General features: G+C 39.4%; 13 protein-coding genes. 7 read left to right on the plus strand and 6 right to left on the minus strand.

The window, feature by feature from the left end:
* Nucleotides 1–5: 5 nt before the first annotated feature.
* Nucleotides 6–995, plus strand: a complete 990-nt coding sequence (locus HX743_RS07170; protein WP_004971822.1) for a lysophospholipid acyltransferase family protein — start codon at nt 6–8, stop codon at nt 993–995.
* Here HX743_RS07170 and HX743_RS07175 read toward each other — a convergent pair.
* The 3 genes from HX743_RS07175 to HX743_RS07190 all read right to left on the minus strand — a co-directional run bounded on the left by HX743_RS07175 (nt 952) and on the right by HX743_RS07190 (nt 5431).
* Nucleotides 952–3387, minus strand: coding sequence for a DNA internalization-related competence protein ComEC/Rec2 (locus tag HX743_RS07175; RefSeq protein WP_178318855.1), 2436 nt, complete (start codon nt 3385–3387; stop codon nt 952–954). The two genes, HX743_RS07170 and HX743_RS07175, sit on opposite strands and share 44 nt — an antisense overlap.
* Before the next feature lie 132 nt (nt 3388–3519).
* On the minus strand, nt 3520–4203 hold the full coding sequence (gene lolD / locus HX743_RS07185) for a lipoprotein-releasing ABC transporter ATP-binding protein LolD (RefSeq protein WP_178318856.1): 684 nt from the start codon (nt 4201–4203) through the stop codon (nt 3520–3522).
* Nucleotides 4196–5431, minus strand: a complete 1236-nt coding sequence (locus tag HX743_RS07190) for a lipoprotein-releasing ABC transporter permease subunit (protein WP_004971828.1) — start codon at nt 5429–5431, stop codon at nt 4196–4198. Before HX743_RS07190 ends, lolD begins: the two co-directional genes overlap by 8 nt.
* A gap of 25 nt (nt 5432–5456) precedes the next feature.
* On the opposite strand from HX743_RS07190, the gene HX743_RS07195 reads away from it, so the two are divergent.
* Nucleotides 5457–6020: a PilZ domain-containing protein gene (locus HX743_RS07195; RefSeq protein ID WP_178318857.1), complete on the plus strand. Its 564-nt coding sequence runs from the start codon at nt 5457–5459 to the stop codon at nt 6018–6020.
* Nucleotides 6021–6096: 76 nt separating this feature from the next.
* Here the strand turns inward: HX743_RS07195 and HX743_RS07200 are convergent, their stop codons facing one another.
* Both HX743_RS07200 and HX743_RS07205 read right to left on the minus strand, forming a co-directional pair.
* Entirely contained in the window at nt 6097–7008 is a 912-nt protein-coding gene (locus HX743_RS07200) for a DMT family transporter (RefSeq protein ID WP_104853213.1), read from the minus strand.
* 12 nt (nt 7009–7020) lie between these two features.
* On the minus strand, nt 7021–7488 hold the full coding sequence (locus HX743_RS07205) for a YaiI/YqxD family protein (RefSeq protein WP_004971836.1): 468 nt from the start codon (nt 7486–7488) through the stop codon (nt 7021–7023).
* 239 nt (nt 7489–7727) lie between these two features.
* On the opposite strand from HX743_RS07205, the gene HX743_RS07210 reads away from it, so the two are divergent.
* Nucleotides 7728–8660: a hypothetical protein gene (locus HX743_RS07210; protein WP_019837949.1), complete on the plus strand. Its 933-nt coding sequence runs from the start codon at nt 7728–7730 to the stop codon at nt 8658–8660.
* A gap of 490 nt (nt 8661–9150) precedes the next feature.
* Entirely contained in the window at nt 9151–9291 is a 141-nt protein-coding gene (locus HX743_RS07215; RefSeq protein WP_004971840.1) for a hypothetical protein, read from the plus strand.
* 94 nt (nt 9292–9385) lie between these two features.
* Here HX743_RS07215 and serC read toward each other — a convergent pair whose 3' ends face one another.
* Nucleotides 9386–10465 (minus strand): 3-phosphoserine/phosphohydroxythreonine transaminase, encoded by a 1080-nt coding sequence (gene serC, locus HX743_RS07220; protein ID WP_004971842.1) that lies wholly within the window; start codon nt 10463–10465, stop codon nt 9386–9388.
* A 255-nt stretch (nt 10466–10720) separates the two neighbouring features.
* On the opposite strand from serC, the gene HX743_RS07225 reads away from it, so the two are divergent.
* From HX743_RS07225 to HX743_RS07235, 3 genes are all read left to right on the plus strand, one after another.
* A complete protein-coding gene (locus HX743_RS07225; protein ID WP_004971845.1) occupies nt 10721–11164 on the plus strand; it encodes a hypothetical protein in 444 nt (147 codons plus the stop codon).
* 255 nt (nt 11165–11419) lie between these two features.
* Complete coding sequence (locus HX743_RS07230; RefSeq protein ID WP_035310653.1) at nt 11420–11734, plus strand: hypothetical protein; 315 nt, start codon at nt 11420–11422, stop codon at nt 11732–11734.
* A protein-coding gene (locus tag HX743_RS07235) for an IS5 family transposase (RefSeq protein ID WP_178318858.1) occupies nt 11724–12537 on the plus strand; the annotation gives its coding sequence in 2 pieces (ribosomal slippage) (nt 11724–12110 and nt 12112–12537; 813 coding nt in all). Before HX743_RS07230 ends, HX743_RS07235 begins: the two co-directional genes overlap by 11 nt.
* Nucleotides 12538–12860: the final 323 nt, after the last annotated feature.

Below are 12860 nucleotides of genomic sequence, written 5' to 3' on the forward strand. Positions count from 1 at the left end.
TCGTTATGACCGAACCTGCACCGACAACGGCTTTATCGCGCCTGCTTGATTTTGTCAGTCGGCAACCTTTAACAGTTGCGCGTTTTTTTGCAAAATCTTTGGCTTTTTTGGTCAATACACTGCGTTTGAGTAAAACCTCTCAAACCATTCAACTCAATCTACAAATTGCGCTTCCTGAGCTGAACTCACAACAACGCGAACAGATTACCCAGCAAGCAATTCGTAACGAACTGACCTCTTATTTTGAGTTTTTTCATATTTGGGGATCAAGCAATCAAAAAAATATTCAAAGAATCCATCAGGTACATGGTTTAGAACTATTACAAGATGCACTGGCTGCACAAAAGGGTTTGGTCTTAATTGTGCCGCATTTTGGCACTTGGGAAATTATGAATGCGTGGATCGCTCAATATACGCAAATGACCATCATGTATAAACCTGTCAAAAACCCTGCGGCAGATGATTTTGTGCGCCAAGCACGTAGCCGTGAACAGGCACATTTAGTCCCAACAGATGAATCTGGGGTACGTCAAATTTTTAAAGCACTCAAACAAGGCGGAACCACTGTCATTTTGCCAGACCATACCCCAAATATAGGTGGTGAGATGATTCCTTTTTTTGGTATTCCGTTGGAATCGAGTAATTTAAGCGCCAAATTGATTCAGAAAACTAAAGCAAAAGCTTTGTTCTTATATGCGTTAAGAAATGCAGATCAAGGCTTTGATATGTATATCGAAGCGATAGATGAGCACATTTATCAGTGTGATGCCAATGCAGGGACAGCTATTATTCACCGTGCAATTGAAGATTTGATCCGTCGTTATCCTACACATTATCACTGGAGTTATAAACGCTATAAAGCCCATCCAGATTTACGCGGGGTCTATCATAAACCTGTGCAAGAAGCCTTGGCAGATGTGCAGGCTGTACGTGCCCAGACACAGAACCAAACTAACGCTGCAACCACAATTTCTGCTGCCGATACGGCTGTATAAGCATACGCTGTTGTGCATCTACAGAAAAACGTACGCTGCCCTGTTGTATGGTGTTCATGAACGGAATATTGAGCGCAGCCAAGCGTTGCTGAACTAAAGAACTAGGATGTCCATAACGATTATCAAAACCTGCAGATGCCACGGCCAATTTGGGTTTAAAATGTGCTAAAAAATCATAGGCAGAACTGTGCTTACTCCCATGATGACCCAAAATTAACACATCTACTTTTAAATCAGGATATTCCTGCAACAATTGATATTCAGTTGCCCAACCTGCATCGCCCATCACTAAAAAATGCTGATATGGCTGTGCGGATGGCACTGAAATATACAACACACATGACAACTCATTTTGTTGCTGTGCGGCATAGGGTAATTGACTCGGTTTAGGAGATAAAACTTGTATCTGTACCTGATGTGGTAAAGACCACTGTTGCCCTTGCTGACACAAATTAAACTTGCTATTTACTGCCACATCTACGGTCTGATTGGCAAAGACATGCTGAATATTGACTTCATTTTGCAAATGAGGAAATGCACCACTATGGTCTTGGTCTAAATGACTTAAAACCACCAAGTCCAGTTGTTTAATACCATGCACCGCTAAAAATGGACGTAAAATTTGCTGTCCAATACTAAACTTACTTTCATCATAAGAACCGCCCACATCAATCATCATGTTGTAATGACCTGAACGTAAAAATAAAGCTTGTCCCTGCCCCACATCGAGTACTGTTAATTCAAATGGTTGTCGTTGGCTATCGACTATAATCAGTGGAACAAAACATAAGATTGCCCAAGTTTTAGGCAATACCGATTGTGGTAAAAATAGCAGAAATAAGCCTAAACATAGACAGACATACACCGCTGCAGACATCGACAAAGTATGTAACCGTGGTACAAAAACGGTTTCCATCCCCCGAAAAATCAAGCGCAACAAAGCCATAGCTAGATCATTCAATTGAAACAGTATTGACGCCAAGGGTTCAAAAATAAAAAAGCAAATTCCTGCCAAAACATCTAAAGGCACGATCAGCATACCAATCAATGGAATTGCGATGATATTAATAAGCGGTGCAATCCACGCCACTTGTTTAAAAAACACAATCACCAAAGGAAATAAGGCAATAAAAATTTTCCATTGCGACTCGATTAGAATTTTGCTGGCATGTTTCAGTTGCTGCCAACGATTCAGCTCTATACGTGGTTGCGCACTCAAGCTCTGATAAATACGCAGTAGAATAAAACAGGCCCCGTAAGACAGCCAAAAAGCAGCAGACAGTACACTTAAAGGATCAAACCATAATAATAAGGCAGCACTATAAATCAGCAAGGCAAAGCCTTGAAGCTTCTGCTTCAGCACTAACATTACTGTCACTAGACTGCACATCAGCAAGGTTCTTAATGCAGGAATTTCAAAACCGACAAAGGCGGTGTACAGCAATACACAACTTAAAAATGGCAACATGAGCAAGTATTGTTTAGGCATCCACAAATACCAATGCGGACGGTAATACCTAATCAGCTGACGTAATGCCCAACATAGCATGCCTGCAAAAATCAGCACATGTGGCCCTGAAATAGCCAATAAGTGGCTAATTCCAAAACGCTGAAACTGTGCTTCAGTTTCTGCATCTAATAGGCTTTTATCTCCTGTGAGTAATGCAAGAATTAAACCTTGATGATGCAAAGGTTGCTGCTGAATAAACAGTCGAATTTGATAACGCTGCTGTTCAATCCATAATCGAAATTTTGCCCATAGCGTCTGTTGGGCACGCCAATGTTGTGTAAACCCCATGGCATAGATTTGTTCTGACGGGATGGGCTGAACCTGCTCCACCCGAAAACTACTCATGATATTTTGTTGTAAATACCATCGCTCTACATCAAATGCACCTGCTGTGGCATAACTATGTGCAGGGCGAATTTTTCCACTTAATTTGTAATAGCGTCCAAGTTCTAAATTTTGCCCATGATCTACTTGAGTCTGAGCTAAAGTCGCTAACCATGTCACGGTTTGAGGATGTCGGTTTAACACTTCAACCGCTTGTGAAATGCCGTTGTCATTCAGTTGATTTAACTGTCTGACATAAACCACGACTTCAGCAAATTCAGGTTGTAGTTCACGCCATTGCAAACGCTGCTGCATCTGCGTATCCGCATAGATCAAACCGAAAACAAGACTCAAAACACCTGCCACTCCTACATTCAAACATTTCCAATAGATTGAAGATAAGCGAGCTTGCAACAAGTATTGCACAACGATACTGCATAAAATCAGTAAAACCATTGCACTAGGCATGGAAGTCAATGAATGTATTGGAAAAGAAGAAGAACGTATTCCGACACAGGCGATCCCAATCACCCAAGCCAGACCAATCAATTGCAGCATGAATATTAAACTTATTATTTTTATTGGCATGCATCATAAAGCCCACCGAAGTGGGCTTCAACAAAACAATCTTATTCCAGCAATTACTGTTTTAAACGCAATCGCTTTTGAGCGGCTTTACGAGCTATGCCCCTAAGCATCTACCCAAACACCATCTTGCATGTGCAGAATGGTATCGGCAGATTTTGCCAACTCTTCATCATGAGTCACAATCAACATCGCCATATTAAACTCTCTGCGTAATTCACGCAGCAATTCAAAAATTTTAACTGCAGTTTTGCGGTCTAAATTTCCAGTGGGTTCATCGGCAAGCATGAGTGCGGGTTTTGTTACTAATGCACGTGCCAATGCAACACGCTGACGTTCCCCTCCAGAAAGCTCACCAGGTTTGTGGGTTAAACGATGCGACAAACCGACACGCTCAAGCAGATACTCTGCCTGTGCCTTCACCTCTTTATAGTTCGTGCCTGCGCGTAACATTAACGGCATCGCCACATTTTCAAGCGCACTAAACTCAGGCAGCAAGTGATGAAATTGATAAACAAAACCGAGGTATCGATTACGCAAATAGCCGCGTTCAGCTTCGCCTAAATTGTCAAAACGCTGACCATTTAAAAATACTTCGCCTGTACTTGGTCGGTCTAAGCCACCTAAAACATGCAATAAGGTACTTTTACCCGAACCACTCGCCCCAACAATAGACATAAATTGCCCCTGCTGAACTTGTAAATCTAGACCACGAATCACTTCAACAGTGGTTTTGCCATCGGTAAAGTGTTTAGAAACTTGTTTGGCTTCCAGAACAATCTTACTCATAACGCAATGCCTCTGCTGGTTGAATTTTCGCGGCACGTAATGCAGGGTAAATCGTCGCCAAGAAACTTAAAATTAATGACAAGCTCACAATCACCACCACATCTTGCCATCTTAAATATGAAGGTAAGTAGTTGATAAAGTAGGCATCAAATAAGTTTAGCCCTAATACATTATTCAACCATGCAATAAAGCCACTGATACTGGACGCGAAAATAATCCCCAAGATTGCACCTGAAACCGTACCAATAACCCCAATGACCGTACCTTGCACCATAAAAATTTTGGTAATCGTGCTTGGTGATGCACCCAAAGTTCTTAAAATCGCAATATCCGATTTTTTATCGGTCACGACCATCACCAAAGACGACACGATATTAAATGCAGCCACCAAAACAATTAGGAATAACAATAGGCTCACCATTGCCTTTTCCATTTGAATGGCGCTAAACAAGTTGCCGTGCGTATAAGTCCAGTCCGAAGCATAAAAATTGGCAGGTAGCTCTTGCACAATATCTCGAGATACTTGTGGTGCAGCAAAAATATCATCCAGTTTTAAACGTACACCTTGCGCACCATCGGGTAAACGCAGCAAAGTCGAAGCATCATTCAGGGCGATATATCCCATCATCGAATCGACTTCTGCACCAATACTAAAAATACCGACCACTTTGAAGCGTTTAAAACGCGGTACAACGCCTGCAGGTGATGGCGTCGCTTCAGGTAAAACCAAGGTAATGCTGTCGTTTAAACCCAAACCCAAGGCATCAGTCATTTGTTTGCCCAAAACAATACCGAACTCACCCTTTTGCAGATTATCGATACTGCCTGCAACCATGTGGTTTTGAATGATGGATACTTTCTTTTCGTATTCGGGTTCAATTCCCGTGACCATAATGCCCGACACTTGCCCTTGTGCGGTCAACATGCCTTGCAATTGCGTGAATGGTGCAGCACCAACAACATGCTTATGTTGCTCAACTTTCGTTGCAAGTTCTGGCCAATTTGTTAAAATTTGTGTTGATGAAACAGTGGCTTGAGGTATCATGCCCAAGACACGATTTTTTAATTCGCGATCAAAACCATTCATCACCGAAAGTACGGTAATGAGGACGGCAACACCCAAAGTTAGACCGATCATCGAAACTAAGGCAATAAAAGAAATAAAGTGGTTACTGCGCCGAGCGCGCGTATATCTCAACCCTATATATAGCGAGATTGGTTTAAACATACCATCAAGTCCGAGGTAATACATTATGGAAAATTTACAGCATCAAAGCGTCGCGTCTGAACGTCGTGTCATGTCACGAATTGATGCTGCCCTGAGAATCAATTACCAGATCATTTCTGACGATGTTGCGCTGAACGACCCTTACGATGCTAATTTTGTTTTACCGCGTTATTTTCTACTACTCGCAGAATTAGATCAATTTGATCATGCATTAAACTACGAATTAGAACAATTAACTGAAAAAGATCAACAAATTGCTCGAATCTTATCCTTATTCAACCAAAAATTAAACCTTATTACAGGGTCTTTATACGATGCAATTGTACAAAGCATGTTACCTATCCCTGAACAGGTCAATTTTTCAGAAAGTGGTTTCAGTTTTTATAGTGAACGTGAATTAAACACGGGCAGTTATATTCATGTCACGCTCAGCCATCCTGAAAACTTTTTCCATATAGCCGCAACCGCGCAAGTGGTTTACAGCCGTGAAGAAGAAAATGGACAATATCGTACTGGGGCGTATTTTATTACTCTACACCCTCAAGATCGCGTCAAACTTGCAGAAGCCATTGCTTTAAAACAAGCATAATCTAAGAAATAAAATAAATCATTTCTGCATGTTCGCGTATATAAAATCACGTGGATAACGCCATCTTTGCATATCGTTAGGATGGTGTTTTGATTTTCTGAGCCAATGCCCGACTTGCTTTAAGATCACGATAAAAATACAGCACTAAGCCTGACAATAAAACCAAAGCGCCCACAAATACCATGACCGATAAAGCTTCTTGATTGAGTAAAGCACCAATCAACAAAGCAATCATTGGCGTCATGACGGTGGTTAAAGATAAGGTGGTCGCCTGAATATTCTGCACCAATTTAAAATAACAGAACATTGCAATCAAAGAAGCCATGATCACGGTATAAAGTAAAGCTGCGATAGATTTAAGACTCGGCAAACTAGTCGGTACATATTGCCAAATAAACGGCACAATACATAAAGCCGCAATGGTTGATACCAAAATCGAGCCAGTTGCCTGTGCTACAGGTTCAACTTGCGCATTAACTTTTTTCACCCAGAAAATAGACATGGTGTAGGTCAATACACTAAACAGCATTAAAACAATACCCAGAGGATGCACATGCTGTGTTTCGCCGCCAAAGCAGATGATGCCAAGCCCTAAAATGGACACTGTCATTCCGATCCATTGAATACGTGCCAAATGCAACTGAAACACAAAACGACCAATCAAACCTGCTATGATGGGGGTCAGACCAAACATCAGGGCGATAATGCCTGAGCTTAAATAAGCGGTGGCAATGTAGGTGAAAATTTGTGAACCGATCAGACTAAACGAACCTGCCAAATAACTATGCCACGCTTGTAGATGATGTGGAAATTTCACTTTTAACAGCAGCAATAAAATAATAGCTAAGGGCAAAGCAATGAAAAAACGTAGCACCAAAGCCCAAAGCATGTGTAAATCTGACACACTCCAGACAATTGCCAAAGGCGTTGTTGCCCAAATGAAAACCAATAAGGCATAGGTCATCATAATATTGGTTTTAGAAGGCATGCGTGACTCGTATTAAGCAGTTTTACGTTTTTGCTTTTGGATGGTTTGATCTAGACTACTTGAAAACTCACGTTTATCACGTTCTGAAATAGGTGCTGGCCCACCTGTTTGTACGCCTGCACCACGCAAAGTATCCATAAAATCACGCAAATGCAGACGCGCTTTCACATTGGCAACAGTATAAATTTCACCACGTGGATGAATCGCTATTCCGCCCTTTTCAATCACTTGTGCCGCTAGTGGAATATCCTGCGTGATCACAATGTCGTGTTCCTTCATGCGATCTACAATTTCCTGATCGGCGGCATCGGCACCATGCATCACTTGAATAGAGTTAATCCGTACCGAAGGCGTAATCCCGACCGATTGATTGGCAACAAAAGTGACTTCAAGTTGGTAACGATCTGAAGCACGTAAAATGACTTCTCTTAGAATTTTAGGTAATGCATCTGCATCAACCCAAAGTTTAAATGGCAGCACTGTGCAACCCTGATAATAATATGCGACTAGTGTATCAAACTCATTATATTGCAGTATGTTTAAAATGCTCAGAATTGCATGCTAAAGTGTAGATGGATGTGATTTTGTTTCTGCTGCATCGCTGTCCACAATCTGTACAAATGCAGTGGCATTACATGAAATTTCAGCCAAAGACTTGAAAAATCGAAATAACCCTCGATCTAAGAGTAAAGAAAAGAACCCAACATCTCAAAGTGCTTATGAACAATCAAAATAGACCAGAAATCATCCGCATTGAAGATCAGAACTTCGGCAGCCATGTTGAACATTGGAATTTACTCACGGATGAACCCTGCACCGAAGTTCCAAAATGGTTAGGACTGGCTCTAGATGCACCAATTATGCCAATGGGTTTATGCCGCCAAGAAGCAGAAATGGATCAAAGCACATGGCTGATTCAAGGCCCAAGCAAAGAGGCAATTCAATTGACACAAGTGATTGCGGTTGAAAATAACAAACCACAAGCTGTAAAAACGGCTTTCCCTTGCTTTGAAAGTCCTTACAAAGTTGAAGCTAAAATTGAACGTATCATTAGCTGCAAATCTAACACTCAAGCGGTGCTTCGACTCAATTTAGGCAACAACAGTATTGTCTATGCTTTTGACAGTTTATACAGCGTCAACCATCAACAATACCAAAAAGATCAAACCTACTGGGTGCATTTAAACGCATGGGCGTATGAACTTGAAGCTGTTGCTGAAGGCGAACAATTGGTGGTCGATGATCCTGCGTCAATTAAACACCATCGTGCGCTGAATGATATTTTAGCAGCCAATGATGGTGTTGCACCTGCCAATCTGCAAGAACAAATTGACGCATGGCAACCTAAGTCCGAAGATGACAAAGCACCTGTAACGGTGGATTTTTCTAAAATGGTCGCATATTTATATGGCGAAAATATCGGTCAGGAAGATGAAGCTTGGTTTCAGGGCAATGTTGTTGGTAAAACCAGTTTTGAATTCATGAATCAAGCCTATACTGTTTATGATGTCACTCTAATTCATGATGAAAATCAGCCTGCGATTTTAATTCGTCTTGCGACTAAAAATCCTGCGCATCAAAACTTTGAAATTGGACAATACATTCGTGGCAACATCTGGATTCAAGCCAATATTCACAATATAAAACAGTAGGTTATTAACCACAAACATCAAGTCGATTGTCTAAATAATAAACTTATATTCACCATCCCCCCATCCTCGCCTTCTCCTCAGGGAGAAGGAACTTTCAATACTTATTTCACTGATGGCTTATGATTAATTTTTAATTTATGCAAAAGTGCTATTGATAGTGTGAATATATTGATGCTTATTTAAGCATTTTAAATTCAAAAAAAACACAGTTATCCACAGTTTTAAATTTATTATAAATTCAAAATCAGCCATATTTTAAATCGAATATGTGGATAAGTTATTTTAAAACCCAAACATCTGCACCAAGCACCGTAGATAATCTGAAAGCCTTGAGTGGTGCGGATTTTAAAAATCAACACAGAATTAATTCATTATTGGCAGATATTATATTTAAAATAAAATTAGTACTTTATTTAATCAATTTTTTATGCTAAAAATATAGCCGTATTTAAATATTTAACGATAAATAGATCATCGGAAAATAATATCTATGAAAATCGTGCAAGAAGAAAACTTACAGCATGTAGAACATCAACTTGAGCAACGCTATCAGCTCGACCCGATGTCTTGCCTATTTTTTGCATTAGGCATGCTGCTCTCCGCCTACGGCTTACACTATTTTGTGTTCTGAGTTTCACTCATCAACAAGCCTCTATGACTTTTCACCTATTTCTATAAAAAAACCCAGCTAATTCAGCTGGGTTTTTGCTTTTTACTACTATCAATTAACCGTGACGTTTTGCAAAGTCATCCATAAAGTTAACCAAAGCTTGTACGCCATCTAATGGCACTGCATTATAAATACTTGCGCGCATACCACCTACAGAACGGTGACCTGCCAAGTTCAACAAACGGTTTTCTTCAGCTTCTTGCAAGAATTGTTTTTCCAGTGCGGCATCAGCCAAAGTAAACGGAACGTTCATAATTGAACGGTTTGCGCTATAAATTGGATTCGCGTAGAAATCGCTTGAATCGATATAACCGTATAATAATTTCGCTTTTTCTAGGTTAGCTTGATGAATCGCATCTACACCACCGTTTTGCAATAACCACTCAAACACTAAACCAGACAAATACCATGCATAAGTTGCAGGTGTATTCACCATGGAATCATTTTTTGCCTGTGCTGAATATTTCAAAATGCTTGGAATTTCAGGCTTGGCTTGATCAAGCAAATCTTCACGTACAATCACAATGGTTAAGCCTGCTGGGCCAATATTTTTTTGCGCACCTGCATAAATCAGACCAAATTTAGATACATCTAAAGGTGCAGATAAAATGCTTGATGAGAAATCACATACCAACGGTTTGTCTGTTTCTGGAATATTGGCAAACTGCAAACCACCAATTGTTTCGTTATCTGCATAATGCACATAGGCAGCATCGGCAGATAAGTTCCATTGGCTTTGTTCGCTAATGGCATGCTTACCTTCAATCTGAATACCCGCTTCAACGACATGAATATCGCCATAGCGCTGCGCTTCTTTTAAGGCTTTTTCAGACCAAATACCCGTGTGGATATAATCTGCCTTGTTGTTTTTACCCAACAAATTCAGTGGAATCGCAGAGAATTGTAGCGATGCACCACCCTGCAAGAACAATACTTTGTAGTTCTCAGGAATATTCATGAGTTTGCGCAGGTCTGCTTCCGCTTTTTCAGCCATGGCAACATAGTCGGCACTACGGTGGCTCATTTCCATGATCGAAAGACCTTTGCCATGCCAGTCAAGCATTTCAGCTTGAGCTTTTTCAAGTACGGCAGTCGGTAATGCTGCAGGACCAGCACAGAAGTTGTACGCGCGCATGATTTTTCCTTTCAGAGTGAAACACAATAAAATGATGGCATTTAACCATATCTGGCAGGGTCTTGCACAAAATTATTTCAATCTATGAGCCAAGATAGAGTCAAAAAATCAATGTAGATTCGAGGGATAAATTTACTAAATCAAAAAAAGAGGTTGAAATGTGTGCGACAATATCTGTCGCAAATTGATCAAAAAAACCACCCACTACTCCTAATTAAATGATATTTTAAATAAATATTAAAGGAAAAATAAACAATGACAACATTCCTCAATCACTTTAAGGTAGATAAAAATTTACTTGAAGTTGACTTCTTTGACCCTAATCTGGAAACAGATACTCGCTTATACATTGATAGTTATTATTTAACTCGTTGTGAGAACATACATTCCAAGTCTGCTCTGACTACTCAGCAAAATTTTATGAAATGTTTAATGGAAGCTCTTAAAGAAAAAGATGAAATTAAAGCAAGAAAATTATGCTCCCATTTTCCTGAGCCCAAATATACTGGCATTGGTGCAACTAAAGAAGGAGTAAATGGCAAAGGATCACACGATATTAAAGTTGAATATATACTCACATGCTTAAAGTCTTCTCAGGCAGCTCAGACAGGCTTATTAGAAGATCTTGAAGAATTAATATTAGTTGCAGATGGTATAGGTCCGGACACTATTTCAGATATAACGACTAGGGTCTGTTGACATTTCATAAATGGCTTGTGCTGTAGGCTAAAACTGAGCAGATCAGGCATGAAACGCAAGGAATAGCGAGATTATTGCTAAGTTTCATAACGCAATCTGAGAAAGTTTTAGCCACAGCCTTTCAGGGCGAGCATATTTTTTGCTGCTATTGCGTTATGTGCCAGTCATTTAAAATGACTAAATTTCCTGTCCCATGCCTTATAGCAGCTAAAAAACCTTGCGAGATATATCTCTCATGCCGCAAACATAGACGAATTGTCAACAAACCCTAATATTTGCTTTAAACATTTTGCAGAATATACATTAGAACAATGTGAAAAATTAGGTATAGAAACGACTGAAACAAAAGAGGCTATTCATTTCTTTTGTGCAATCGATAACGAATGGAAAAAATCAAAATTTTCACTTCCTCACGCTCCTTGGGGGCCTAATAAAGTTGTTGGACCTGTAATTTTGTTACCTCAAAATATCTTGGAATCTATGATTAGCTATAAAACTAATTATTTTTTCACTAATATTAGACCTCTTGCGAAAGTAAAAAATTGTTTATACTCATCTCATGAAATATGAAAATTTAACAAGATTTAATGATGAAGAATTTAAACGACTTGTTGGAGTTCCTCGTCCATTATTCTTAAAAATGGTATCAGTGTTACAACATGCTGAACTTGCCAAGAAAAAATCTGGAAGACCTCATTCGTTGTGTTTAGAGTATCAATTGTTGTTAACTTTAAATTACTTACGCTGTTATAGAACTCAAATTGAGTTATCCGCCGACTATAACCTAGCTGAAAGTAATGTGAATCGTACGATTCAGAAAGTTGAAAATGCTCTGATTCAATCACGGATTTTCGCATTGCCGAAAAGGAATCAAAAGTTTAATGAGGGGGATTATGTAATCGTTGATGTTACTGAGTCACAGATTGAGCGTCCCAAAAAAACAAAGAAAATTCTATAGTGGTAAAAAGAAGAAACATACGCTAAAAACACAGGTCATTTTTAACCCCCAATTAAAGCAAATTGTAAGTATACAGATTGAAGATGGCAGAAAACACGATCTGAACATTGCGCGTAAGCATTTGAAGGAGATGATTATTTATCCTTATATCATGGCAGATTTAGCCTATAAAGGATTTCATCAGATTAAGAGTAAGTTACTCATTCCAATCAAGAAACCTAACAATTTATCATTACCCCAAATAGCAAAACAGATCAACCAAGAAATCAGTCGGCGTAGGATCACAATTGAACATATCAACGGCAAACTTAAACATTTTCGGATATTAACAGAACGCCATAGAAATAGACGGAAACGATTTGGTCTAAGAATGAATTTAATTGCTGGAATGGTGAATTGGATGCTCTTAAATTAACTTTCGCAAGAGATCTATTGCCACCCCTTTATTTAAAGAAGAAGTTTTACGTAGAGATGCTTCAGCAAGCTTTATTTATTCTTTAAAATCTGGCGAGAAAAGAGTGAATGTAAAAAAATGCGAGAGCAACATCCTGAATTTCGAGGGGGGAAAAAGCAATATGGATGAATTAATCGCAAAAAATCCAAGACTTTTAAAAGAATATAGAGAAAAAGTAGCTAAAAAACGCTATTTAAAAAGAAAAGGTAAAAAAAGAAGATTAGAGGACGCATAAGCGTGCTTTTTATAGACAAATGTACAAGAAACAATACTATAACTTTACA

The sequence above is a fragment of the Acinetobacter sp. Swhac1 genome, assembly GCF_013390985.1.
Taxonomy (GTDB): domain Bacteria; phylum Pseudomonadota; class Gammaproteobacteria; order Pseudomonadales; family Moraxellaceae; genus Acinetobacter; species Acinetobacter towneri.